The organism is Mesorhizobium sp. NFR06 (assembly GCF_900115245.1).
Classification (GTDB): Bacteria; Pseudomonadota; Alphaproteobacteria; order Rhizobiales; family Rhizobiaceae; genus Mesorhizobium.
In genome coordinates, this window is sequence record NZ_FOVT01000009.1 from 24498 (window position 1) to 48784 (window position 24287).

At 64.7% G+C, this 24287-nt stretch carries 20 protein-coding genes; 5 read left to right on the forward strand and 15 right to left on the reverse strand.

The annotated features are described in order from the left end of the window. Positions 1 to 6: 6 nt before the first annotated feature. The 10 genes from F3H96_RS17020 to F3H96_RS17065 form a co-directional block, all read right to left on the reverse strand. Positions 7 to 2040 carry an ABC transporter ATP-binding protein gene (locus tag F3H96_RS17020; protein ID WP_149802889.1) on the reverse strand — a complete coding sequence of 678 codons (2034 nt, stop codon included), beginning with the start codon at positions 2038 to 2040 and terminating at the stop codon, positions 7 to 9. Next, a complete protein-coding gene (locus F3H96_RS17025) occupies positions 2033 to 2920 on the reverse strand; it encodes an ABC transporter permease (protein ID WP_188131432.1) in 888 nt (295 codons plus the stop codon). The genes F3H96_RS17020 and F3H96_RS17025 overlap by 8 nt, the downstream gene beginning before the upstream one ends. Next, the gene (locus tag F3H96_RS17030; protein WP_149802890.1) at positions 2917 to 3870 is read right to left on the reverse strand and encodes an ABC transporter permease; all 954 of its coding nucleotides are present in this window, start codon (positions 3868 to 3870) and stop codon (positions 2917 to 2919) included. The genes F3H96_RS17025 and F3H96_RS17030 overlap by 4 nt, the downstream gene beginning before the upstream one ends. 71 nt (positions 3871 to 3941) lie before the next feature. Further along, positions 3942 to 5606, reverse strand: coding sequence for an ABC transporter substrate-binding protein (locus tag F3H96_RS17035; RefSeq protein WP_149802891.1), 1665 nt, complete (start codon positions 5604 to 5606; stop codon positions 3942 to 3944). 250 nt (positions 5607 to 5856) lie between these two features. After that, entirely contained in the window at positions 5857 to 7041 is a 1185-nt protein-coding gene (locus F3H96_RS17040; RefSeq protein WP_149802892.1) for a mandelate racemase/muconate lactonizing enzyme family protein, read from the reverse strand. Then, on the reverse strand, positions 7038 to 8147 hold the full coding sequence (locus F3H96_RS17045; RefSeq protein ID WP_149802893.1) for a mandelate racemase/muconate lactonizing enzyme family protein: 1110 nt from the start codon (positions 8145 to 8147) through the stop codon (positions 7038 to 7040). The genes F3H96_RS17040 and F3H96_RS17045 overlap by 4 nt, the downstream gene beginning before the upstream one ends. A 27-nt stretch (positions 8148 to 8174) precedes the next feature. Further along, positions 8175 to 8864: a GntR family transcriptional regulator gene (locus tag F3H96_RS17050; protein WP_149802894.1), complete on the reverse strand. Its 690-nt coding sequence runs from the start codon at positions 8862 to 8864 to the stop codon at positions 8175 to 8177. Positions 8865 to 9070: 206 nt separating this feature from the next. Further along, positions 9071 to 10219, reverse strand: coding sequence for an efflux RND transporter periplasmic adaptor subunit (locus F3H96_RS17055; protein WP_149802895.1), 1149 nt, complete (start codon positions 10217 to 10219; stop codon positions 9071 to 9073). Between the two features lie 14 nt (positions 10220 to 10233). Next, complete coding sequence (locus F3H96_RS17060; protein ID WP_149802896.1) at positions 10234 to 13434, reverse strand: multidrug efflux RND transporter permease subunit; 3201 nt, start codon at positions 13432 to 13434, stop codon at positions 10234 to 10236. Beyond that, positions 13428 to 13664: a hypothetical protein gene (locus F3H96_RS17065; protein WP_149802897.1), complete on the reverse strand. Its 237-nt coding sequence runs from the start codon at positions 13662 to 13664 to the stop codon at positions 13428 to 13430. Before F3H96_RS17065 ends, F3H96_RS17060 begins: the two co-directional genes overlap by 7 nt. A 251-nt stretch (positions 13665 to 13915) precedes the next feature. Between F3H96_RS17065 and F3H96_RS17070 the strand changes: the two genes are divergently transcribed. Continuing rightward, complete coding sequence (locus F3H96_RS17070; protein ID WP_149802898.1) at positions 13916 to 14497, forward strand: TetR/AcrR family transcriptional regulator; 582 nt, start codon at positions 13916 to 13918, stop codon at positions 14495 to 14497. Then, the gene (locus F3H96_RS17075) at positions 14497 to 15315 is read left to right on the forward strand and encodes a methyltransferase domain-containing protein (RefSeq protein WP_149802899.1); all 819 of its coding nucleotides are present in this window, start codon (positions 14497 to 14499) and stop codon (positions 15313 to 15315) included. Before F3H96_RS17070 ends, F3H96_RS17075 begins: the two co-directional genes overlap by 1 nt. A 318-nt stretch (positions 15316 to 15633) precedes the next feature. On the opposite strand, the gene F3H96_RS17085 is transcribed toward F3H96_RS17075, so the two are convergent. The 5 genes from F3H96_RS17085 to F3H96_RS17105 form a co-directional block, all read right to left on the reverse strand. Then, entirely contained in the window at positions 15634 to 16656 is a 1023-nt protein-coding gene (locus tag F3H96_RS17085; RefSeq protein ID WP_149802900.1) for a LacI family DNA-binding transcriptional regulator, read from the reverse strand. 85 nt (positions 16657 to 16741) lie between these two features. Beyond that, positions 16742 to 17533: an ATP-binding cassette domain-containing protein gene (locus F3H96_RS17090; protein WP_149802901.1), complete on the reverse strand. Its 792-nt coding sequence runs from the start codon at positions 17531 to 17533 to the stop codon at positions 16742 to 16744. A 3-nt stretch (positions 17534 to 17536) separates the two neighbouring features. Next, entirely contained in the window at positions 17537 to 18523 is a 987-nt protein-coding gene (locus F3H96_RS17095) for an ABC transporter permease (protein WP_149802902.1), read from the reverse strand. Positions 18524 to 18626: 103 nt separating this feature from the next. Then, positions 18627 to 19559 (reverse strand): substrate-binding domain-containing protein, encoded by a 933-nt coding sequence (locus F3H96_RS17100; RefSeq protein WP_149802903.1) that lies wholly within the window; start codon positions 19557 to 19559, stop codon positions 18627 to 18629. Positions 19560 to 19831: 272 nt separating this feature from the next. Next, positions 19832 to 20989: a fumarylacetoacetate hydrolase family protein gene (locus F3H96_RS17105; RefSeq protein ID WP_149802904.1), complete on the reverse strand. Its 1158-nt coding sequence runs from the start codon at positions 20987 to 20989 to the stop codon at positions 19832 to 19834. Between the two features lie 181 nt (positions 20990 to 21170). Here F3H96_RS17105 and F3H96_RS17110 point away from each other — a divergent pair, with 181 nt between their 5' ends. From F3H96_RS17110 to F3H96_RS17120, 3 genes are all read left to right on the forward strand, one after another. Further along, positions 21171 to 22451, forward strand: a complete 1281-nt coding sequence (locus F3H96_RS17110) for an FAD-dependent oxidoreductase (protein WP_149802905.1) — start codon at positions 21171 to 21173, stop codon at positions 22449 to 22451. A 110-nt stretch (positions 22452 to 22561) separates the two neighbouring features. Continuing rightward, positions 22562 to 23449 (forward strand): ABC transporter permease, encoded by an 888-nt coding sequence (locus tag F3H96_RS17115; protein WP_149802906.1) that lies wholly within the window; start codon positions 22562 to 22564, stop codon positions 23447 to 23449. After that, positions 23446 to 24267 (forward strand): ABC transporter permease, encoded by an 822-nt coding sequence (locus F3H96_RS17120; protein ID WP_149802907.1) that lies wholly within the window; start codon positions 23446 to 23448, stop codon positions 24265 to 24267. Before F3H96_RS17115 ends, F3H96_RS17120 begins: the two co-directional genes overlap by 4 nt. Positions 24268 to 24287 lie beyond the last annotated feature (20 nt).

Genomic DNA, 24287 nt, shown 5'->3' on the forward strand with positions numbered 1-24287 from the left:
TTGCGCTCACGCCGGCTCCACGACCTTCGGCTTCTGCAGCCGCGCCAGCTCCGCATAGGGGATATGGCAGCGGATGGTGTGGCCGGGCTGGGCCTCGATCAATTCCGGCTCCTGCGTCTCGCAGATCGCGCCGATCTTGCGCGGGCAGCGCGTGTGGAAGACGCAGCCCGTCGGCGGGTTGGCGGCACTCGGGATTTCGCCGTCGAGGCGGATGCGCGAGCTCTCCGTCCGGTCGAGTTTTGGCACGGCCGACAGCAGCGCTTCGGTGTAGGGGTGGTGCGGGCCGGAAAAGACCGCTTCCGAGGGGCCGAACTCCATGATGCGGCCGAGATAGAGCACGGCGATCTTGTCGGAGAGGTAGCGCACCACGCCGAGGTCATGCGAGATGAAGATGTAGCTGACGTCCTGCTTCGACTGCAGGTCGGCCAACAAGTTGAGGATCGCCGCCTGCACCGACACGTCGAGCGCCGAGGTGGGCTCGTCGCAGACGACGATGCGCGGGTCGCCGGCAAAGGCGCGCGCGATCGCCACGCGCTGCTTCAGCCCACCCGAGAGCTGGCGCGGCTTGACCGCCAGATGCCGGTCGGTGAGCCGCACCGAGCGCACGAGTTCTTCGAGGCGCGTGTCAAGTCTCTTGCCGGTGAGCCCGCCCAGCCGCTTCAAGGCGCGGCTGAGGATATGCCGGATCGAATGCGAGCGGTTGAGCGCGGAGTCCGGATTCTGGAAGACGATCTGCACTGCCTTGACCTGGTCTTCCGAGCGACTGGCAAGCCGTGGCGCGAGCTTCTTGCCTTCGAGCTCGATGCTGCCGCCGTCGTCCGGCGGAACGAGGCCAAGCAACAGCCTGGCGAACGTGGTCTTGCCGCTGCCGGATTCGCCGACAAGGCCGAGCGTCTCGCCGGGCCGCAAACTGACCGAGACATCCTTGACCGCGCGCAGCGGATGACCATGGCTGGCATAGGTCTTGTTCAGTCCTTCGACCTTGAGCACCGGCGGCGCGTGCTTGGGAGCGCCGGCGGGAACGTCGGCGGGCGTGGCGCGCGGAAGCGACTGCGCCTTGTCGTGATAGTGGCAGCGCGACAGACGGCCATCGCCGAGATCATAGAGCGGCGGCGGCTCGGCGCGGCAGCGCTCGGTCGCCAGCGCGCAGCGGTCGGCGAAGGCGCAGCCGGCTATGGCGGCGCCGATGCCGGGCAGGAAGCCGGGGATGGTGTCGAGGCGGCCCTGGTCCTTGCGCTGGCCGCCGCGCGGCAGGCAGCGCAACAGCGCCACCGTGTAGGGATGGCGCGGATCGTTGAAGACGTCCTTGGTCGAGCCTTCCTCGACCAGCATGCCGGCATAGAGCACGCCGACGCGGTCGCACATGTTGGAGACGACGGCGAGGTTGTGGCTGATGAACAGGATCGAGGCCGACAGTTCCCGCCGCAATTGCCCGATCAGGTCGAGCACCTCGGCTTCCACCGTCGCGTCGAGGCCGGTCGTCGGCTCGTCGAGGATCAGCATCGAGGGATCGTTGGCCAAGGCCATGGCGATCGCCACGCGCTGCTGCATGCCGCCGGAAAGCTGGTGCGGAAAGCGCTGCATGACGCTGACCGGATCGGAGATGCGCACGCGGTTCAGCATGGCGGTCGCCTTGTCGGTCGCGGCTTGTCCGGTGACGCCGGCGAGTTCGAAGATCTCGGTCAGCTGCCTGCCGATGCGCAGCGACGGGTTCAGCGCCTTGCCGGGATCCTGATAGACCATCGACACGCTGTCGGCGCGGGCGCGCCGCAGCGCTTCGGCGTCGAGCTTCATCACATCCCTGCCGTCGAGGGCGATCGAACCGCCGGTGATCGAGCCGTTGCGCGGCAAATAGCGCACCACCGACAGCGCCACGGTCGACTTGCCGCAGCCGGATTCGCCGACCAGCCCGTAAGCCTCGCCGGCCTTGATGGTCAGGTTGACGTTGCGCAATACCGCGCGGTTGCGGCCACCGACGCGATAGGCGACGGAAAGGTCCTTCAGTTCGAGCGCGTTGGCGGCTTGCTTGGGCTCAATCATTGAACGCTCCATGCACGCCGTCGGCCACCAGGTTGACGCCGATCACCAGCGAGGCGATCGCCAGGGCATCGAACAGCACTGTCCACCAGAAGCCGCCGCCGATCATGCCGTAATTGCTGGAGATCGAGAGCCCCCAGTCGGGCGACGGCGGCTGGATGCCGAAGCCCATGAAGGAAAGCGTGGCGACGGCGAAGATAGCGTAGCCCAGCCGCACTGTCGTCTCGACCAGGATCGGCGGAATGACGTTGGGCAGGATCTCGACGAACATCGTATGCATCGCGCCTTCATGGCGCAGTTTTGCCGCCGCGACATAGTCGAGCTCGCGCTCGGCCAGCACTGCCGAGCGGACTGTGCGCGCAATGATCGGCGCGAAGCTCAAGCCGATGACGACGATGACGGTCGCCTTCGAGGTGCCGAGCGCGACGATGGCAAGCAGCGCGACGATGACGACGGGGATCGCCATGAAGGCTTCGAGGACACGGCTCACGACGTCGTCGACGATGCCGCGGAAATAGCCGATGATGAGGCCGAGCGCGGTGCCGGCAATCGTCGCCAGGAGCGTCGCCAGCGGCGCCACGGTCAGGATGTCGCGCGAGCCGACGATGACGCGCGAGAAGACGTCGCGGCCGATCTGGTCGGTGCCGAACCAATGCTCGGCCGATGGCGGCGAGAGTGCATTGATGATGTCGTCGGCAAGCGGATCGTAAGGCACGAAATGCTCGCCGAACAGCGCGCAGGCGATCCAGAACAGCACGATGGCAAGTCCGGTCAGGAAGGTGCCGGACCTGAGCAGCGAGTGCAGAACCTCGCCCCAGGGGCTGCGCCGCGCTGCGGTGTCGGGCGCGGAGGGCATGCCGGCAGGCGTGTCTGTTGCGCTCATTGCTCTGCTCCCAGCCGGATACGCGGATTGAGCACGGAATAGAGGAAGTCGGCGATCAATGTTGCCACCGCATAGACGATGCCGATGGTCAGGATGCCGGCCTCGAGCATCGGAAAGTCCTTGCCGCGCGCCGCGGTGAAGATCAGCGAGCCGATGCCCTGGTAGCGGAACAGCGTCTCGATCACGACCAGGCCGCCGATGAGATAGCCGGTCTGGGTGGCAATCACGGTGATGGTTGGCAGCAGCGCGTTGCGCAGCACATGGCGCCAGATCACCGTGCGCCACGGCAGGCCCTTGAGCACGGCGGTGCGCGTATAGTCGGAATCGAGCGCCTCGATCATGCCGGAGCGCGCCATGCGCGCGATATAGCCGAACAGCACCAAAAACAGCGGCAGCGAGGGCAGGATCAGGTAATAGAGCTGGGTGAAGAAGCCGGCGCCTTTCGGCCAGGCGGCCGCGATCGGCAGCCAGCGCAGCCAGACGCCGAAGATCAGGATCAGGATGATGCCGGTGACGAATTCCGGCAGCACCGTCACCGACAGCCCTCCGAGGCTGATGATGCGATCGAGCGGCCGGTTGAGGTTGAGCGCCGCGATGACGCCGCCGAGGATGCCGATCGGCACCACCAACACGAAGGCGACGAGCGCCAGCTTCATCGAATGGCCGAGCGCCTCGATCACAAAAGGCGCGACCGGGGCGCGAAAAATGTAGGACGTGCCCATGTCGCCATGCAGGAAATTCCAGATCCAGGTGCCGTACTGGACGAGCAGCGGCCGGTCGACACCGAGCGAATGGTTGAGCGCATCGACCGCGCGCTGGTCGGCAAACGGTCCCAGGATGGCGCGCCCAACATTGCCGGGCAGCACCTGGCCGCCGAGAAACACCATGACGCTGAGCAGGAACAGCGTGACGAGCGACAGAGCTAGGCGCCGGACGAGGAAGGCGAGGATGGCGAATACTCCTATTGGAGCCGGCTCTCCGTGGAGAGCCGGCTATTTAGGGATAAGCTTGTTCGCTCGCGTCAGGCCTTCGAGGCCTTCTCGAGGAACAGCTGCGACATAGCCGTGGGCTGCACGCCCGCCACGCCTTTCGCCGTCGCCGTCAGGTAGTCGTAGAAATAGCCGAAGACGACCGGCGTTTCCTCGAGCAGCAGCTTCTGGATCTTGCCGGCGGTGGCCTTCTGCGCCTCGAGGTCGAGGGCCGCGATATAGCTCGTCGCCAGTTGGTCATAGTCCTTGTTCTTGAAGTGCGCGGCATTCCAGGTGCCGTCGCTCTTCAGCGGAGCCGCAAGGTAGACGTTCGGCACGCCGCGGTGGCCATAGTCGGTGATGCCCATCACCGAATCCAGCCAGTTCGACTTGCCGAACACCGCATCGCCGTAATAGGCGCCCTGGTCGAGGATGTTGAGCTCGAGCTCGATGCCGATTTCCTTGACCCAGTTCTGGATAAGCTGCGCGTATTCCGGGATTTCCAGATAGCGCTCGGTGGTCAGCGTCACCTTGAAGCCCTTGCCAGCGCCGGCCGCTTCCATCAACTGCTTGGCCTGCGCGACGTCCTGCTTGCGCTGCGCTACGCTTTGATCGGTCGATGGGTAGACCGGAGCGAACGGGCTGTCATTGCCCGGCGAGGCGCGCCCCTTCATCAGGCCCGCGACCAGCTTGTCGCGGTCGATTGATAGCGCGATCGCACGGCGCACGCGCGGGTCCTTCATTGGGCCGTCGTCGCAGCGCAGGTGAAGCTGCTGGTGCGCGGACGACTTCAGGCTGATGACGCTGACGTTCGGATCGTTGAGCAGACCCACGCCGGCCAGCACCGGCATCTGGTTGATGATGTCGATCTGGCCGCCCTGCAAGGCGAGGATCTGGGCTTGCATGTCGGAGAAGAAGGTGAACTCTGTGCGTTCCGGCAAAGCCTTCTCGCCCCAATAGTCCTCGTTGCGCACGAAGGACGCGCCGACCTTGGCCGTGTATTTTTCGAGTTTGAACGGACCGGTGCCGTCGAAACTCTGTTCGTAGCCGCCCTTGTAGCTCGCCGGGATGATGACGGCGTTGTAGTTGTCGGACGACACCATGTAGGGGAAGTTGCCGTTAGGCGCATCGAGGTGGAACTCGACGGTATAGTCGTCGACCTTCTTGGTAGCGCCCTTTTGCAGAATGCCGTTGAACACCGACAGCGCATTGGATGAGTTCGCCGGGTCGGCGAGCCGGTCGATGCTGGCCACCACGTCGTCGGCTTTCATCTCGCCGCCGCTGTGGAACTTGACGCCCTTGCGCAGCTTGAAGGTCCACACCGTTCCGTCGGTGTTCGGCTTCCAGCTTTCGGCCAGTGCCGGCTTCAGCACCAGGTCCGGACCGTCGATGCAGAGGAATTCAGCGACCTGCTGCAGCACCAGCAGACCCCCAGCGTCGGCGATGGTGACCGGGTCGATCGCAGCGGACGGCACGTTGCTGCCGACGCGGATGGTAGCGCCGGGCGCACCCTGGGCGCGAGCGAGCGAGGGCGCTGCGCCGAAGCCGGCCGCCATGCCGATGCGGCCGAGCAGCGGCAGCGACAGGCCGAGCAGGCTGCCGTGGCGCACGAATTCGCGGCGGCTGACGCGGCCGTCGATCAGGCCATCGATGAGGTGGTTTTCGAGCGGCGTGCGGCTGCGCCGGATGAGATCGAGAATGCGATAGTTCTTGCTCATGGGTCTAAGCCCTTTCCCCAGTTGTTGTGGTTGGCGAGTGCATTCCAGTAGCTGAGTTCCGTGGAGTTCTCCTGCCCCCGGCACCCATAAATATCGGTCGATGGACTGTAGCACGCGGTCCCGACCAATCCATCCGCCGGTCGAAGCGGAAAAGTCAGATTTTCTTGATGCATTGTCCGTCGGCCGGGCGACCCGATCGAACTCGTGGCCGCGTTTTTTCGAAATGTCCTGCTTGCTTTTCGGCACCCTCCTAGTTCAGCGGCAGTCTGCGGTAAGTCCCGGGTTTTTCCGGGTCGTGATATTTGTTGCAGGGGCCATGCTCGGCGAAATCGCGATGGCATGCGCCGAGCTTTTCCTGCGACAGCTTGACCCCGAGGCCGTGCCCTTCCGGGACCCGTACGACGTTGTTCTTGGGTGCGAACGGGCCTTCCTCGATGATGTCCATCGGCTGCATGCGAAACAGCGACTGGTTGGGCTCCCTGATCCAGCCAAGGGCCGCGCACAGATGCAGGTAGCAGGCGCTGCCGATGCCGGTGTCGCCGCTGTAGCACCAGTAGTCGATGCCGGAATGCTCGCAGGCGCCGACGAAGCGCAGCATCCGGCCGATGCCGCCATGCGCCGTCGGGTTGCCGACGAAGGCGTCCGGCACCTTGAGTTGCATGGCGCGGGCGATGTCGATGTTGTGGGTCGAGAACGGGATCGAGGTGTGGCGCCGCAGTTCCCGCATTTCCTCGACTGTCGCCACCGGATCTTCCCAGTTGCGCACGCCGAGTTCTTCCAGCGGCCGCGCCAGCTGCCTGGCGGTCGCCAGCGAATAGGCCTGGTTGGAATCGATGCGGATCATCGCCTCATCGCCGAGCTTTTTGCGGATCAGCTCGACCATCTTCATCGAGATCTTCGGGTCCTGTGTCGAGAACTTGCCTTCGAAGAAGGTGGTGCCGTGCCGCTCGTTGAGTTCGACGCAATAGTCGGCGACTGCCTCAGGCGTCTTCTCGCCCTTCACCCTGGCGCCGTCGCAGCGCAGCGAGAAATAGTCGGTGAAAGGGATCTCCTTGCGCACCGCGCCACCGAGCAGCTGGTAGAGCGGCTGCTTCCAGGCCTTGCCGCGCAGATCCCACAGCGCCATCTCGATGGCGCCGAAAGCCATGATGCGGGTGCGGTCGTTGATCGATTGCACGCCGCTCCAGAAGGGCAGGCAAACTTCCTCCGCACCGGCGATGTCGAAGGCATCGCGGCCGGCGAGCCGTGGCGCGAGCACATCGTTGATGACGGCCGCCGCAGCCGGCGTCGGCGCCTCGCCGATGCCGACAAGCCCGTCCTCGGTCTCGACCTCGATGATGGTCGGCGAGAAGCCGTCGAGCTCGCCGAAGACCCAGACGTAAGGCGCCTCCAGCCGGTAGTTGATCGGTGTCGCCTTGATGCGCCTGATCTTCATCTTGCGCCGATCTCGAAGAAGGGCTCGCCGAGCAGGCTGGGATCTACGTCTATGCCAAGGCCGGAGCCATCGGGAATGCCCATGCGGCTGCCGGTCACCGGCGGCTTGTTGGTGGCCGTGCGCACCGTCACCCATTCGTGGAAGGCAATCGCATGCAGCCGGCGCTCTTGCGGCGTCGACAGCGACAGATGCGCCATCGCGGCCGTATCGATCTCGGCGCCGCCGGTGTCCTCGACCGTGATCATGAAGCCGAGATCGACGGCGACGTCACGGATCAGGCGGGTCTGCGTCACTCCGCCCAAACGCGAGATCTTCAGCGTCAGCCCGTCAGCCGCGCCGCGGCGGTGGATCTCCAGCATCTCGCCCAGCGAAGTGACGGATTCGTCGAGCACCATCGGCTTGTCGAGCATGCGCCGCACCGACATGTTCTCCTCGATCGTCGTGCAGGGCTGCTCGAACGTATAGTCGATGCCGCGCGTGGCGTCGGCGAACTGGCGCGCCTGGTAGGGCGTCCAACCGGCATTGGCGTCGCAGAAGATAACCGTGCCTTTCGGTACGGCGGCGGCGACCGCCGTGACCCGCTCGATGTCGTCGCCCACATTGCCGCCGACCTTGACCTGCAGCCGATGGTAGCCGTCGGCGACGATGCGCTTGGCCAAAACCGCCATCTGATCCACCGTGCCGTGGGTGACGACCCGGTAGAGCTCAGCCGTCTCGCTTTCGCGGCCGCCGAGCATCGTCACCAGCGGCACCTCGGCCGCGCGCGCCGCGAGATCCCAGCACGCCATGTCGAGCGGGGCTTTGATGTAAGGATGGCCCTTGAACACCGTGTCCATCAGCCTGCCGATGCCGGCAAGGCCGCGCGGATCCTGGCCGATCAGATGCGGCGCGATTTCCGGCACGCCCGCGCGAGTGCCGGCCGGGAAGGCGGCGGAATAGAAATTGCCGAGCGGCGCCATCTCGCCCCAGCCGGTGACGCCGCTATCCGCCGTAATGGCGACGATCACCGCGTCGAAGCAGTCGGCGACCCGCCCCTTGGACATGCGGTAGGGCCCATCCACGAAGGGCTGCACGACATGATAGGCCTTGATGCTCTTGATCTTCACTTTGCCGTCCGTCGTACGCTTGTTGTGTCAGTTCTTCGTCGCGCGCTTCTCGAGGCCGCGCGCATAGCCAAGAAGCTCTTCGAAATCGAGGTCGATATGTTCGCGCGCGTGGCGTTGGGCAGCACGCATTTCCGAGCCCTTCATCAGCGCCACATAGGTTTCATGCACGTTCTCGGCCGGAACCGGCTCGTTGCGCGCGCGCTGGTGCAGGGCGAAATACATCTGCAGCCGGCTGGTCAGCCGCTGCCAGGTCTCGAGCAGGACCGAATTGTCGGCCCATTCGTAGATCAGCCCGTGCAGCTGCAGCGCGGTTTCGATCTGGCGCGTGGTGTCAATCGCCCGCGTCGCCTGTTTCACCGCCTCGTGCCGGCGGTCCAGTTCGTCGAAGAAGCGCCGGTCGCGCTGCGGCCATGCGAGTTCGATGGCGAATTCATCGAGCACCTTGTTGAGCGAATAGGCGTCGATGATGTCCTTGGCGGTGACATCGATGACGAAGGTCCCGGCGTAGGGAATGCTGGTCAGGATGCCTTCCTGCACCAGTTCGCGCATCGCCTCGCGCAACGGCGCGCGGCTCACCCGCATCTGTTCGGAAATCCTGAGCTCGTTGAGCTTCTGTCCGGGCTCGAGCTGCCCGGTCAGGATGGCGCGCCTGAGCAGGGCGACGATCTCCGCCCTGCGCGTCGTATCCGGGATCGGACTGAAATCCAGCTTTGCCATATGTCGACTCCGGGAGGAATTCTGCAAGACAAGCAGATTGTCGACAATCTAACAAGAGGTTTTGCGCGACGCCGGATTTTTAGACCGGCAGCCTCAAGCCGCGCCATTTCCAAGGTCGGTGTTGCGGGACTTGGCGACGCATAACAAAACGGCGCCCTCGACGTGGGTGTCGGGGGCGCCGTCGGACCGGAAACTGATGGGGGTTATCAGCTGGCCGGTTTCGGTTGCGGCAAGGGAGAAACCGGCATTCCGGGTCCGATCTTCTGCAAGTTGCCCGTGATCACCTGATCGGTCTCGGAGATGCCGGAGGTCACGGAAATCAGGTCGCCGTCGGTCGGGCCGAGCGAGACCAGCTTCTGGTCGACGGTGTTGCCTTTGCCCAGCACATAAAGATATTTGCCGAGCTGGCTGGAACCCAGCGCCACCTGCGGCACCATCAGCGTGTTCGGCTGTTCCTTCACATGCAGCCGCACCCGTACATACTGTCCAGGCAGCAGAGTGAACTTCGCATTGCCGATCGTCGCCCGCGCGGTGATCGTGCCGGTCGAATGGTCGATCGTGTTGTCGATGAAGGTGAGCTGGCCTTTCTGGCTGGGCTGGGTCTCGCCCGGCAGCAGCACGTCGACGGCGATCGGGCCGGCGGCCTTGGCCTGCTCGATCTGCACGAGGTCGGTCTCGCTCGGATTGAAGGTGACGTAGATCGGGTCGAGCTGCACCAGCGTGTTGAGCACCGTGCCTGCGACGCTGACCAGCGTGCCCACGGAGGCCTGGTTGCGGCCGATGCGCCCCGGGAACGGCGCCTTGATTTCGGCATAGCCCAGATTGAGCTCGGCCGTTCGCACCGCCGCCTGGTCGACGGCAAGCGCGGCTTGCGCCGTGCGCAGATTGCTGGTGCGCTGGTCGAAGCTGTCCTTGTCGAGATAGCCGGCCTTGGCGAGGTCGGAGCCGCGGCCGAGGTTGGATTTTGCATAGTCGAGCGTGGCGGCGTCGCGCTGCACCTGCGCCTTCGCCTGGTCGAGCGCGGCCTGATAGTCCTCGGGCGCGATCCGGTAGAGCAGGTCGCCCTGCTTGACGTCGCTGCCGTCGGCGGCCGTCTGCTCCTGCAGGTAGCCCGGCACGCGCGCCTGCAGCGTGATGCTGCGGATCGACTCCACCCGTGCCGCGTAGTCGAGATAGATCGGCAGCGTCTTTTTCACGACATTCACCACCGGCACCGGCATGACGAAGGCCGCTGGCGCGGGCGCCGCGCCCGCCGAGCCGCCGCTAAGATTGCCCATGTCGAGCAAATGCACACTGGCCACCGAGATCGCGCCGAGCGCAATGGCCGTTCCCAAAGCGATTTTCCATTTACGCATGTTGGTCTCCAATCCTATTCGGCCGCCTCGGCGAGCGGCTGAAGCGCCGGCTCGGCGGTCGGTTCAATTTCTTCCTCCTGCCGAGGGGCGTCGTGATGCCCCGTGGCGGGTTCTTTCTCGCCGCGCTCGCGCAGCTGTTCGATCACCGCGTAGAAGACGGGCACGAAGACCAGCGACAGGATGGTCGCCGCCACCATGCCGCCGAAGACGGTGGTGCCGATCGACTGCCGGCTGGCGGCGCCCGCGCCGGTCGCGAACATCAGCGGCAGCACGCCGAGGATGAAGGCGAAGGCCGTCATCAGGATCGGTCGCAGCCTGAGCCGTGCGGCTTCCATTGCCGCCTCGACGATGGTCAGACCCTCCTCGCGCCGGCGTCGGGCGAACTCGACGATCAGGATCGCGTTCTTCGCCGCCAGGCCGATCAGCATGACGAAACCGATCTGCGAGTAGACGTCGATCTGCATGCCGCGCAGCAGAAGTACCGCGAAGGCGCCGAACAGGGCGAGCGGCACGGCAAGCAGCACCATGAAGGGCATCGCCCAGCTTTCATACTGCGCCGCCAGGATCAGGAAGACGAAGACGATCGCCAGCCCGAACACGACCGAGGCGATCGATCCGGCCTTGAGCTCCTGAAAGGTGATGCCGGTCCACTCGTAACCGAAGTCCCGCGGCAGCACGTTCGCCGCCGCCCGTTCCATCGCCGCCACCGCCTGTCCGGACGAGAAGCCGGGGGCGGCGCCGCCATTGATCAGGGCCGAGGCGTTGTTGTTGTAATGCGGCACGGTCTCGGGTCCGACGATCGGCACCAGTTTGCCCAGCGTGCTCAGCGGCACCATGCCTCCGGAAGCGTTGCGCACATAGAGCCGCGAGATGTCGGTCGCGTCGGCGCGCGCGTCCTTGTCGGCCTGGATCGTCACGCGGAAGGTGCGGCCGAACAGGTTGAAGTCGTTGACGTAGAGCGAGCCGAGATAGATCTGCAACGTGTTGAACACGTCCGGCAGGTTGAGGCCGAGCAGCTTCGCCTTGCTGCGGTCGAGGTCGTAGTTGAACTGCGGCGTCGAGGTCGAGAAGGACGAGAACAGCTGCTGCGGATTGAGCTCGGGCTGCTTGCGCGCCTCGGCGATCAGCGCCTGGGTGACCTCGTTCAGCGCAGCGCTGCCGCGGCCCGACAGGTCCTCGACCTGGAACTCGAAGCCGCCGGTGGTGCCGATGCCTGGGATCGACGGCGGATCGAAGGAGAGCGCGAACGCGTCCGGCATCTGCAACAGCTTGTTGCGCACCTCGGCGACGAGCTTCGAAGCGCTCTGCTCGGGGCCGCGTTCGTCCCATGGCTTGAGGATCGCGAACTCCACCGCCGAGTTCGATTGCGCGGCGCTGGTCAGGAAGTTGAGGCCGCTGATCGAGCCGACGATGTCGACGCCGGGCGTGTTCTGCAGGATGTCGCGCGCCCTCTGCGCCACCGCGTCCGTGCGCTCCAGCGAAGCGCCGTCCGGCAACTGGATGACGACGAAGAAATAGCCCTGGTCCTCCACGGGGAGGAAGGTCGAGGGCAGTTTCTGCCAGACGAAATAGGTGGCGACGAGGCCGGCCGCGAACAGGGCAAGCATCGCCCAGCGCAGCTTGATCAAGATGCGCACGCCATGGGCATATGCATGCGACAGCCAGTCGAAGCCGGCGTTGAACCAGCGGAACAAGATGAACTGCGTCTCGCCGCGATGGCGCAGGAACGCCGCGCTCAGCGCGGGGGAGAGCGTCAGCGAGTTGAAGGCCGAGATGCCGACCGAAATCGCCACCGTCAGCGCAAACTGGTTGTAGAGGCGTCCCGAGACGCCGGGGATGAAGGCAACCGGAATGAACACCGCCATCAGCACCGCGGTGGTGGCGATGATCGGCCCCGTCACCTCGGCCATCGCCGCGCGTGTCGCGGCAAGCGGCTTGAGGCCGGCTTCCAATTGTCGCTCGACATTCTCGACCACCACGATCGCGTCGTCGACGACGAGGCCGATCGCCAGCACCATGCCGAGCAGGGAGAGCATGTTGAGCGAGAAGCCCAGCATGTACATGACCGCCAGCGTCGCGATCAGCGACACGGGAATGGCGATGGTCGGGATGATGGTGGTGCGCCAGCTCTGCAGGAAGATGAACACCACCGCCACGACCAGCACCAGCGCTTCGCCGAGCGTGATCAGCACGTCATGCATCGAGGCCGACACGAAGCGCGTCGTGTCGTAGTGCATGGCGTAGTTGACGCCCTTCGGGAAGCGCTGCGACAGCTCCTGCATCTTGTCCTTGACCCGCTGCTGCAGGTCGAGCGCGTTGGAGCCGGGCATCTGGTAGACGGCGAGCACCACGGTCGGGTCCTTGCCGAAGAAAGCGGAGGACGAATATTGCAGCGCGCCGAGCTCGATGCGCGCGACGTCGCGCAGCCGCACCAGCGAGCCGTTTGCGGAATTGGCGCGCACGACGATGTCGCCGAATTCCTTCGGGTCGCTCAGGCGACCGACGGCGTTGACCTGCATTTCGAAGGCGGTGCCGGCAGGCGCCGGCGACTGGCCGATCTTGCCGGCGGCGACCTGCACGTTCTGCTCGGCGATGGCGTTCTGCACGTCGACGGCGGTGATGCCCAGATTGGCCAGCTTGTCGGGGTCGAGCCAGACGCGCATCGAATAGCGCCGCTCGCCGAAGATCTGCACGTCGCCGACGCCGGGCAGCCGCTTCAGCGGATCGACCACCTGCAGGTAGGCGAGGTTGCTCAGCGCCACCGGATCGACCGAGCCGTCCGGCGACGTGAGGTCGACGATCAGCACGAAATTGGGGTTCTGCTTCTTGATCGTGACGCCGCCCTGGTTGACGATCGCGGGCAGCGAGGATGCCGCTTGCGAGACGCGGTTCTGCACGTCGACCGCCGCGGTGCTCAGCGGATAACCGACATCGAAGGTGATGGTGATGGTCGAGGAGCCGTCATTCGAGCTCGTCGACGACATGTAGGTCATGCCCTGCACGCCGTTGATCTGCTGCTCGAGCGGCGTCGTGACCGTGTCGGCGACGACCTGCGCGCTGGCGCCAGGGTAATGCGCGCTGACCACGACCTGGGGCGGGGTGATGTCGGGAAACTGCGAGACCGGCAGCAGGAAATACGCGATCGCACCGGCGAGCACCATGATGATGGCGATCGCCGACGCGAAGATCGGGCGGTGGATGAAGAAGTTTACCATGATGCGGATGCCTCTCCGAACGGCCTTGCGAAGTGGCGCATGCGCCGGGCCCGGCCGGAGCCGGAATCCTCCAGGAAGGATGGCGGGACGTCGCCCGCCGCCCGTTCCGCCGCGCGTGAGCGCAGCATCCGTTCGAAGGCTTTGGGGTCGATCCCGTCCGCCTTCATCACCAGCCGGATCATCGGATCCCGGATGGCTTCGTCGATCGTCAGGTCCTTGCGCTTTTGCATAGGAGCGGCTCCTTGCTGCGGCTCGCATCGATTGATCACGGGCCGCTTTTTTTCGATTTCACCGGCCGAAGCCGCATGACAGGCAGGTTTTCTGTCCTATCTCACTCTGGCAGGGCTATCGGTGGGGCCTTGTCGTTTGACGGAGAGTGATATAGGTGTTACCAGTAAGTAACATCTAGAAGTTACAGACCGGTAACACCCTAGTCAAGAGGTGGCCCGGGTTTTTTTGGAAACGACGAAAGGAGAGCATGATGACTGACGGCGTCGCGGAGCGTTCCCGCCCCCGGGACCGGATCTTGGAGACGGCGCAGGACATGTTCCACAAGCACGGCATCAAGGGTGTGGGCGTCGACGCCATCACCGAAGCTGCCGGCACGAACAAGATGACGCTTTACCGTCATTTCGAGTCCAAGGACGAGCTGATCATCGAATGCCTGCGCGCCACGGCGGCGAAGGCTTCAAGGATATGGGACGAGTTCGAGGCCGAGCATCCCGGCGACAAGCTCGCGCAGCTGCATGCCTGGGTTCGCAAGGCTTCGCAGCTGCTGAGCGCCGACAGTCGCGGCTGCGATATGGCCAATGCCGCCGTCGAGCTCAGTGAGAGCGATCACCCGGCAAGGCGCGTCATCAAGGAATTGAAGGAAGCCCAGCGCGAGAAGCTGGTTGCGCTTTGCCGCGACGCCGGCATCGGTCAGGCGGAACTTCTCGCCGACACGCTGTCGCTGCTGCTCGAAGGCGCACGCGTCTCGATGCAGAGCGTCGGCGCCGAAGGTCCGAGCGCGCAATTCGTGCGCATGGCCGAGAGCCTGATCGCCTCGTTCCGAGCGCGCTGATGTCTCAAAATCAGGCGCCTGGCTATGCGATGGGTCAGGCAAGTTTTCCGGAGATGTACGAACGCTGGCTCGTGGGTCCTCTGTTTCGGCCTTGGGCGGAAGTGACGTTCGAAGAGGTAAAGCCGTCTCCAGGCCATCGTGTCTTGGACATCGCCTGCGGCACGGGAATAGTCGCGCGCGTTGCCAGGGAACGGCTCGGGGCCGACGGGTATGTTGTCGGAATTGACATCAACCCAGATATGCTTGCCGTCGCGCGCACAGTGGCGCCGGACATCGACTGGCGCGTGGGCACTGCGAGTGCGCTGCCGCTCCGCGGCGGAGAGCAGTTCGACGTGATCGTCTGCCAGCAGGGGCTGCAGTTCTTTCCCGACAAGCCCGCTGCGACGGCAGAGATGCGGCGCGCGCTGGCGCAGGGCGGCCGGTTGGCAGTTACCACTTGGCGCTCCGACGAGGAGATCCGCTTCTTTCGAGAACTGCGCCGCGTCGCCGAGCGACACCTCGGCCCAGTCGCGGACCTGCGCCACAGCTTTGCGAATGCGGCGCCGCTTGAGGCGCTGCTCCGGGACGCCGGCTTCCACGACGTTCGATCAAGGACAATATCGCGCACCATGCGTTTTCAGGACGGCGCGTCCCTCCTGCGATTGAATACGATAGCGCTGGTCGGCATGAGTGCTGCCGGCAAGGCAATGGCCGCTCAGGAACGCGAGCGCGTTGTGGAGGATATCGTGAGCGAGAGCGCGCCCGTGCTGCAGTCCCACTCCGATGTATCGGGAGTTACTTTCGAACTCAGCACCAATCTGGCGACAGCTAAAGGCTAGGCGCGTGCCTTGGCCAGCATCAGAGGGACGCTTACTGCATGGGGCTGGCATCGCCTCCGCATAACTTCTATGCAGGCAAAGAAAAAGCCCGCTGCCGGGAGGAGGTGGCAGCGGGCTTGATTTCGAATACGGCACGGGAGGAGGTGTACCGTACTCATCGTCGGCATCACATCTGGGAGGAGGAGACGGCCGACACCCAGAGAAATACGGGTTGCCTAACGATTCGGCAATTGCGAAACGTGCATAGCTGCTGTGCAGAATTGCGGGATCAATCGTCAGACAAATCGGGCAGAAGCGCTCTGTCCGGGCGGCGTGGGCTCACCGCACCGGCACGTTTTCCTTGAAGATCAGACGTGGCTCGATGAACTTCTTCGTCAGATAGGGCGCCGACGAGGCGATCGAGCCGAGCAGGCGGATCACCGACTGTTCGGCGATCAGCCGTGCGTTCTGGTCGATGACCACGTCGGCGAGATCGTCGACGAGATAGCGGCGCGTTTCCTTGGTCAGGTCATGACAGATGAAGACCGGCTTCTTGCGCGGCCTGACCTCGAGCAGAGCCTTGGCCACGCCGGAGCGTCCCGCGCCGACGCAGTATATGCCGAGCAGCTCCGGTTCGTTGTGCAGCGCCTTTATCGTTGCGCGGTAGCTGGCGTCCGGGTCGTCATTGCTCTCGGCGGCACTCGAGACGGTGAGGTTGGGAAACTCTTCGTTCAGCACCGAGCGAAAGCCCATTTCGCGCTCCTCGTGGCCGCGATAGGAGCGCGAACCGACCACCATCGCCAGATGCCCGGTGCGGCCGCCGAGGAAGCGGCCCATCAGCAGCGCCGCCGTGCGACCCGCTACCCGGTTGTCGATACCGACATAGGCCGAACGGGGCGCCGCCGGCACGTCCGAGATCAGCGTCACCAGCCTGATCCCGGCATCGACCAGCTCGCGCAGGATGTTGCGCGTGCGCGGGTGGTCGACGGCGATGACGCCGACGCCGTTCGCCTTGAGCGACAGGTTCTCCACCGCGCTCTGCAGCGCACCTGGCGAAATGCCGGCAAGATTGTGGATGCGGCAGGAAGCGACCAGGGGCAGGCGCTGGGCATAGTCCTCGATGTGATTGGCGAGATCGGCCATGAAGGGGTTGGAGCCGATGGGCAGGAAGAATTCGAGATGCGCCGGCTTCGATGGCAGCACGACCTGGTCGAGCGTCGGCAGGTAGCCGAGCTGCTTGGCGGCCTCCATCACGCGCTGACGGTTGGCCGCACTTGCGCCCGGGCGGTTGTTGAGGACCCGGTCGACGGTCGCGGTCGACAGGCCGCAGTTTCTGGCGATGTCGGCTACGGTGGCTTTCATGGGTCCAGTCATAGGCGTTGATGCAATCCCGTGCTAGCGAAAGGCGCGACTGCGCTCGGCCGCCGCCGCAATCCGCGGTCAGCAATCAGCCATGCTGCCGCCCGGCGGCAATCGCCTCACGGATCTCCTTGTCCGACATGCCGGTGATGACGCGCTCGACCTCGGCGACCGTGGTCTTTTTCGGGTCGATGTCGTCGGCCACCACCTTGCCGCGCCGCATCACCACGATGCGATCGACGACCTGGAAGACGTGGTGGATGTTGTGCGCGATGAAGATGCAGGAATGGCCGGAATCACGGGCGCTGCGCACGAAGCTTAAGACGCCCTGCGTCTCGGCGACGCCGAGATTGTTGGTCGGCTCGTCGAGGATGATCAGATCGCTGTCGAAATGCATGGCGCGCGCGATCGCCACGGCTTGCCGCTCGCCGCCCGACAGCGAGCCGATCGGCGTCGTCGGCGGGATGTTCTTGGTGATGCCGACTTGGCGCAGCAGGTCGCGCGCCACCGCGTTCATCGCCTCCTGGTCCATGCGGTTGAGGAAACGCGGCGACTTGATCGGCTCGCGCCCGAGGAACAGGTTGCGCGCGATCGACAGCTGCGTCACCAGGGCCGAGTCCTGGTAGATGGTCTCGATGCCTTGCGCGATCGCGTCGCTGGTGTTGCGCAGCGCGACCTTCTTGCCGCGGATGTAGATGTCGCCGCTGGTCAGCGGCACGGCGCCCGACAGCACCTTGATCAATGTCGACTTGCCGGCGCCGTTGTCGCCGAGCAGGCCGACGATCTCCCTTTCGTTGACGTGGAAATTAGCGTCCACCAGCGCCTGCACGCGCCCATAGGACTTGCGGATATTTTCCATGCGGATCAGCGGTTCGGCCATGGTTCACGTCCCTGCCTGGTGACGGCGCTCGAGCCATGAATGCAGCGCCATCATGCCGAGGATGATCGCGCCGATGAAGATGTTGTAGGCGAGCCCCGGCACGCCGATCAGCACGATGCCGTTGCGCATGACGCGCAGGATCAGGATGCCGAGCACCGTGCCGATGATGGTGCCGCGCCCGCCCGTCAGCGCCGTGCCGCCGATCACCACCATGGCGATGACTTCGAGTTCGTAGCCGGTGCCGCTGTTGGGATTGGCGGCCGACGTCCGCAGCGAGGAGATGACGCCGGCAAGCGAAGCCATCACTGCTGAGAGAATGAACAGGCCGACCTTGACGCGGTCGACGTTGACGCCGCGCGCACGCGCCGCATTGGGGTTGCCGCCGGCGGCCTGAATCCAGTTGCCGATGCGGCTCTGCGTCAGCACATAGCCGAGCACGATCGCGGCGCCGATGAACCAGAACAGCGACGCGTAGATGCGGAACGGCCCGATGTAGAAATCGCCGACCAGTATGTCCGCCAGCCAGCTGCCTTCGGCGCTCCACGTGCGTTGTGGAAAGCCGCTGGTGACGAAAAGCGCGGTGCCGCGCACCACCAAAAGCATGCCAAGCGTTACCAGGAAGGACGGGATCTTGAGCCGGGTGACGAACCACCCATTGACCAGGCCGATGAAGGCAGCGACGACCAGTGCGATAACAAGGCCCATCTCCAGCGATGTGACGCCGCTGTTGTAGAGCGTCCACATCAGCACTGGCGAGAAGCCGAACAGCGAGCCGACCGAAAGGTCGAATTCGCCCGATGTCATCAGCAGCGTCATCGCCAGCGCGATCAGGCCGAGCTCGACGGTGAAGGCCAGGATGTTGGAGATATTCTGCGGTGACAGGAAGTCCGGATTGATGCCCCAGAAGACGACGAGCTCGACAACGAGCAGCACCAGCGGCCCGAATTCTGCCCGCGCGATGATATTTTGGATGAAGGAACGGTTTTCCATTGAGCCCGCGACGTGAGTGAACTTGGCGGAAGCCCGCGCGGTGGCAGGCTCGGCGAAAGGGACGGCCGTAACCGCAAAGGCGGTCACGGCCCTCGGTCGCGAGTTATTTGCCGGACAGGATCTTGTCGTAGACGCCGGCAGTGTCCTTCTCATAGAGCGCGCCGGTTATCACGTTGAAGCCCGGAGGAATGCCGGCCGAGGCCATCGCGGCAAGCGACAGCGCGACATAGCTGGTAGCCTGCGGGTCCTGCCACTGCGCGGCGTTGACATAGCCGTTCAGCACTTCCTGGGTTGTGTCGAGCGAGTTGCCCCAGCCGACGACCGGGATTTCGCCCGGCTTGACGCCGACCTGGTCGAACACGCGCTTGACCGAGCCGGTGACGAGGTCGCCGAGGCCGATCATGGCCTTCACCTTGCCCTTGTGGGCGGTGAGGTAGTCGACCATGCGGTTGATCACTTCGGCCTGATCGAGGGTCGCTTCGGTCACCTCATAGGTGATGCCGAGCGGCCCGAACACGCTCTTGATGCCTTCCTCTTCCTGGACGCCATAGGTGGCGCCGGGCACCTCGACGGGCATCCACACGAAGTCGCCCTTCTTCACCAGGCCCTTGTCGACCAGATACTGCGCCCAGTGCTTGCCGAAGGTGACGTTGTCGCCGCCGACATAGGCGTTGAAGTTGGCCTTCGGGTCGGGCGTGTTGAAGTTGATGATCGGGATGTTGGCCGCGCGCGCTTCCTTGACGATCTCGACAAGGCTGCCCGGATCGGGGCTGGTGGTCACGATGCCGTCGGCCTTGGCCGAGATGGCGGCGCGCACAGCTTCCTGCTGCGAGGCGACGTCGCCATTGTGGAACGAGGTGTTCACCTTGTTGCCGGTGTCGGTCGCCCATTGCTTGGCACCGGCGAGGAAATAGGTCCAGACCGGATCGGCCGGCCCGCCATGCGAAATCCAGTAGAACGTCTTGGCCTCGGCCATCGCCGGAATGGCGATGGCGGCGATCAAGCCAAGCACGAGCAGTCTTAGCCGCGAAAGCATTCGATTTCCTCCCATGTTGAAACTCTCCTCCTGGTTCAAGCGCGATGCGGCCTTGGACCGCATCTCCTGCCAGCGCCGACCAGAACGTCTAGAGCATTCCCTTTTTCGGGCGGTGGCAAGCCTCCATCGCCAATGGATGTTGGCACAGACGCGCACGCCATCAGCAATCCCATCAGATTGCATCAGCTGGGGTGATATTTTGCGGGCAAACGACGTCGTTGCGCTCCATCAGCCTGCGATGAGCGCCAGCATATCGCCGCTGTTGTCCGCTGCTAGATAAGATCGGCCCTGGCGAGGTCGCGCATCAGATGGCTGGCGCCGTAGGTCCAGTGCGGACAATCGGGCGACAGCCGCACGCGGTTGACCAAGGCGCCGAGCTTCTCCGACGAGATGGTGACGATGTCGCCCACCTTGTGGGTAAAGCCCTTGCCCTTCTCGCCGCGATCCTTCGAGGGCACGAACATCGTGCCGAGATAGAGCGCCAGGCCATCAGGATATTGGTGGTGCGGCCCCATCGCGGCCTTGACCAGTTCCTCCGGCGAGCGGCTGATTTCCGCCATCGAGCTCGCGCCATCCAACGAGAAGCCGTCCTCGCCCTCGACGCTGAGCCGCACCGTGGCGCGCTTGACGTCCGCGATGGAGAAAGTCTCGTCGAACAGCCGGATGAACGGCCCGAGCGCGGCCGAGGCGTTGTTGTCCTTGGCTTTGCCCAGCAGCAAGGCCGAGCGCCCCTCGACATCGCGCAGATTGACGTCGTTGCCGAGCGTGGCGCCGACGATGCGGCCCGAGCTGTCGGCGATCATGGCGATCTCCGGCTCCGGGTTGTTCCAGGTGGAGACGGGGTGCAGGCCGACATCGGCGCCGAAGCCGACGGAGGCCATCGGCTGGCATTTGGTGAATATCTCGGCATCCGGCCCGATGCCGACTTCCAGATATTGCGACCAGGCGCCGCGCGAAATCAGCTTGGCCTTGATCTCCATCGCTTCCGGCGAGCCGGGCTTAAGCTTCGACAGGTCGTGGCCGATCAGTCCGGCAATGTCGGCTCGGATGGCGTCGGCCTTTTCCGCCGAGCCGCGCGCCTGCTCCTCGATGACGCGCTCGAGCAGGCTGACGACGAAGGTGACGCCCGATGCCTTCACCGCTTGCAGATCGACGGGCGACAAAAGAATGGGCCTCTTGGAATCGCCCTTGGCCTCGAAGCTGTTCGCTGCGATGTCGGCCAGCGGGCCGATCGCCTTGCCCTTGGCCGAACGCAGATAGTCGGCCGGATCCTTCAACTCGCAAAGATCGCGCACCGTCGGCGCCGCGCGCGACGTGATGTCGATCACCTCGCCGCCGCGCACCGTGACCACCAGCGGATGGGGGGCTTGGCTGGCCCTGGCGCGGCCGACGAAAAGGCCGTCGGCGGGCAGGCGGGTCGGGTCGGTCATGGCGTTGGTCCTCTGATTGACGCGTGGCACTTTCCCCGGATTTTTTCCCGACGTCTATCCCTCGTCCGCACAAGCGCGGCCTGTCGCCATAATTCGCGCAGCGCTGGCCCATCGATGCGCTCTTTCAAATTTATGAAATCGACAATAGGATTTTCACGAGTGGTCAAACCTTAGGTGATCCGTGCCCGCAGCCTTCTCCGATCCGATCTGGCGAAAGCCCCAAACGGCATCGGCCTTCCAGTTCGAAACACCGTTTGGCCTGCTGGACACGGTCATCGTCGGTGGCGGCATCATGGGGCTGTCGACCGCCTTGCATGCGGCCCGCGCCGGTCTTTCCGTTCAGGTGCTGGATGCCGGCGCGATCGGGCAGGGCGCGTCCGGCTTGAATGGCGGTCAGGTCATCCCTGGGCTCAAATACGATCCGGAATGGCTGATCAGGCATTTTGGCAACGAACGCGGCGAGGCCCTGGTCGCGTTCGCCGCCTCGACCGCCGACGTCGTGTTCGACGTGATCCGCGACGAGAAGCTGGTGGTGCCGTTCACGCGCAATGGCTGGATCCAGGCCGCGCACACGGAGACCGCTTTGACGGCGGCGGCGAACCGGAATCGCCAATGGCGCGCGCGCGGCGCCGATGTCGAGCTGCTCGACCAGTCCGGGATCGCGGCGATGACCGGCGCCAGCGGCTATCTCGGCGGCTGGCTCGATCGCCGCGCCGGGGTCATCGATCCGCTATCATACACGCTCGAGCTCGCCCGCGTCGCCTCGGCCGCAGGCGCCCGCGTCGCCGAGCAGCAAAGAGTGGTGAAGCTCGCCAGGGAGCCTGGCGTCTGGCGGATTTCGACGCAAGGCGGCATCGAGTTGCGCGCCAAATCGGTCGTGCTCGCCACTAACGCCTACACGGACGGCCTGCTGCCCGGCCTCGCGCAGACGATCGTGCCGCTGCATTCCTTCCAGATCGCCACCGCGCCGCTGCCGGCCGACCTTGCCGCAAGCGTCCTGCCCGGCGGGCAAGCTGTTTCCGATTCGCGTCGCATCCTGGTTTATTACCGCAAGGGGCCCGACGGCCGGATGGTGCTGGGCGGGCGCGGCCGCATGGCGCTGCCTTCAAGCGCCGCGGACTGGGCGCATTGCGAACGCGCGCTCATCCGCCTCTATCCGGCCCTTGCCGGCATCGCCATCGAAAAGCGCTGGTTCGGCCGCGTCGCGCTGACGCCAGACCATCTGCCGCATCTGCACGAGCCGGAAAAGGGACTGCTCGCCGTCGTCGGTTGCCAGGGCAGGGGCGTCGGCCTGATGAGCGCGCTGGGCAAACGCATGGCGACCTACCTTGCGAGTGGAGACGTCAGGCAATTGCCGTTCCCGCTGTCGCCGATCAAGCCGATTCCGTTCCATGCTTTCCGCCAGGTCGGCGTGGCCGCCGCGATCGCCTGGTATCGGATGCTCGACGCATTCGAGCGTTGACGCGATGCGTGCAGCGCACAAGCGATTCAGCTTGACTGTTTCATCAATATGAAAAAACATTAGTCGATTTCAAAAATCCGATGGGCAGCCGCCAAAATAGGCAAAATCAAATGTCGACCGTCGCCGCAACACGGCCATTGCCGGAAAACCGCATCTCGCCGGTGTTCCGCTTCGCCATGCTGCTGCCGGGCGGGCTGGTCACGTTCTTCCTGATCCTGTTCGCGCTTGGCCTGGTGGTGTTCCTCGCCTTCAGGGGCAATGACGGCTCGCTGCTTGGCGTCGGGCTGACGGCGGAGAATTTCGTCACGGTTGCAACCGACCCGCTCTACTGGACGGTGACGCTGCGCTCGCTGGTCATTGCCGGCCTGGTCACGCTCGCGACCGTCGTCACCGCCTATCCGGTCGCCTACTATCTCGCCTTCCATGCCGGCCGCCGGCGCAACCTGTTGCTCTTCCTGGTCACGCTGCCGTTTTGGACCAGTTATCTCTTGCGCGTCTTCGCCTGGAAGATCGTGCTTGCCTACAACGGCGTGCTGAACTCGGCCTTCATCGAGACCGGCCTCTGGTCGGAGCCGACGCTCGCTTTCTTGAACACCCCGGCCGCGGTGGTCGTCACGCTGGCCCACGCCTACGCGCCTTTCGCCATCCTGCCGATCTATGTGGCGCTGGACACGATTCCGAAATCGCTGCTCGAAGCCGCTTCCGATCTCGGCGCGCGGCCCTTCACCAGCTTCCGCCGCGTCGTGCTGCCCAATTCGATGCCCGGCGTCCTGGCTGCGGCGCTGGTCGTCTTCGTGCCGACGGTCGGCGATTATGTCACCCCGGCCATGGTCGGCGGCCCGGCCAGCACCATGATCGGCACGCTGATCCAGTCGCAATTCGGCAAGGCCAATGACTGGCCGTTCGGCGCGGCGCTCTCGGTCTGCGTCATGCTGGTCATCCTGTGCGTCGTCCTGGTCGCGCGCGGCGCCGACCGCAGATTTGGCAGCCGCAGATGAGCAGCGTTCGGACCGACGCCAACGCAGGCGGCCGCTGGCTTGGCCTCTATGTGCTTGGCTATCTGGTCTTCCTTTATCTACCGGTCCTGCTGATCCCGCTGTTTTCCTTCAACGACTCCATCCAGGCGGCGTTTCCGCTGCAGGGCTTCACGACAGAATGGTATCGGACGCTCTATGGCAACCCAGCGCTGTCCGGCGCCTTGGCCAACAGCCTGGTCATCGGCGTGATCGCCGCCTGTGGCGCGACGCTCTGCGGCATCACTGTTTCCTACATGGATCTCTACGGCCGCTCGCCGCTGGCGGCCACGATCAGCGCCATCGCACGGCTGCCGATCCTGATCCCGGGCGTTATCGTCGGCATTTCGCTCTTGATCCTGGTCAACCTCATCGGCCTCGGACCCTCACGCATTTCCATCGTGCTTGGCCATATCCTGGTCGCGCTGCCGACGACGGTCGTTGTGATGCGCAGCCGCTTCGCTGCCATTCCAAAAACCATTCGCGAGGCGGCGCTCGACCTCGGCGCCTCGGACTGGACCACGTTCCGGCGCGTCATGCTGCCGCTCAGCCTGCCGGCCGTGCTCTCGGCCTTCATGCTCTCTTTCCTGATTTCCTTCGACGAGTTCATCGTCGTCTTCTTCCTCGCCGGCACTGAGTCGACGCTGCCGCTCTACATCTGGAGCCAGCTGCGCTTTCCGCGCTCGCTGCCGACGGTGATGGCGCTGGGAACCGTGATCCTCACCGTATCCTTCATCATCGCCGCTTCCGCCGAGATCCTGCGCCATCGCGGCCTCGGCGCCGCGCGCCGCAATCCAGCCTGAACCACAACAAAGAAGAGGAG

What these genes read in the sequence shown, in the direction of transcription:
- F3H96_RS17020 (WP_149802889.1), bottom strand. Translation starts at nt 2,040, where the DNA reads ATGATTGAGCCCAAGCAAGCCGCCAACGCGCTCGAACTGAAGGACCTT.
- F3H96_RS17025 (WP_188131432.1), bottom strand. Translation starts at nt 2,920, where the DNA reads ATGAGCGCAACAGACACGCCTGCCGGCATGCCCTCCGCGCCCGACACC.
- F3H96_RS17035 (WP_149802891.1), bottom strand. Translation starts at nt 5,606, where the DNA reads ATGAGCAAGAACTATCGCATTCTCGATCTCATCCGGCGCAGCCGCACG.
- F3H96_RS17040 (WP_149802892.1), bottom strand. Translation starts at nt 7,041, where the DNA reads ATGAAGATCAGGCGCATCAAGGCGACACCGATCAACTACCGGCTGGAG.
- F3H96_RS17050 (WP_149802894.1), bottom strand. Translation starts at nt 8,864, where the DNA reads ATGGCAAAGCTGGATTTCAGTCCGATCCCGGATACGACGCGCAGGGCG.
- F3H96_RS17055 (WP_149802895.1), bottom strand. Translation starts at nt 10,219, where the DNA reads ATGCGTAAATGGAAAATCGCTTTGGGAACGGCCATTGCGCTCGGCGCG.
- F3H96_RS17060 (WP_149802896.1), bottom strand. Translation starts at nt 13,434, where the DNA reads ATGGTAAACTTCTTCATCCACCGCCCGATCTTCGCGTCGGCGATCGCC.
- F3H96_RS17065 (WP_149802897.1), bottom strand. Translation starts at nt 13,664, where the DNA reads ATGCAAAAGCGCAAGGACCTGACGATCGACGAAGCCATCCGGGATCCG.
- F3H96_RS17070 (WP_149802898.1), top strand. Translation starts at nt 13,916, where the DNA reads ATGACTGACGGCGTCGCGGAGCGTTCCCGCCCCCGGGACCGGATCTTG.
- F3H96_RS17075 (WP_149802899.1), top strand. Translation starts at nt 14,497, where the DNA reads ATGTCTCAAAATCAGGCGCCTGGCTATGCGATGGGTCAGGCAAGTTTT.
- F3H96_RS17085 (WP_149802900.1), bottom strand. Translation starts at nt 16,656, where the DNA reads ATGAAAGCCACCGTAGCCGACATCGCCAGAAACTGCGGCCTGTCGACC.
- F3H96_RS17090 (WP_149802901.1), bottom strand. Translation starts at nt 17,533, where the DNA reads ATGGCCGAACCGCTGATCCGCATGGAAAATATCCGCAAGTCCTATGGG.
- F3H96_RS17095 (WP_149802902.1), bottom strand. Translation starts at nt 18,523, where the DNA reads ATGGAAAACCGTTCCTTCATCCAAAATATCATCGCGCGGGCAGAATTC.
- F3H96_RS17100 (WP_149802903.1), bottom strand. Translation starts at nt 19,559, where the DNA reads ATGCTTTCGCGGCTAAGACTGCTCGTGCTTGGCTTGATCGCCGCCATC.
- F3H96_RS17105 (WP_149802904.1), bottom strand. Translation starts at nt 20,989, where the DNA reads ATGACCGACCCGACCCGCCTGCCCGCCGACGGCCTTTTCGTCGGCCGC.
- F3H96_RS17115 (WP_149802906.1), top strand. Translation starts at nt 22,562, where the DNA reads ATGTCGACCGTCGCCGCAACACGGCCATTGCCGGAAAACCGCATCTCG.
- F3H96_RS17120 (WP_149802907.1), top strand. Translation starts at nt 23,446, where the DNA reads ATGAGCAGCGTTCGGACCGACGCCAACGCAGGCGGCCGCTGGCTTGGC.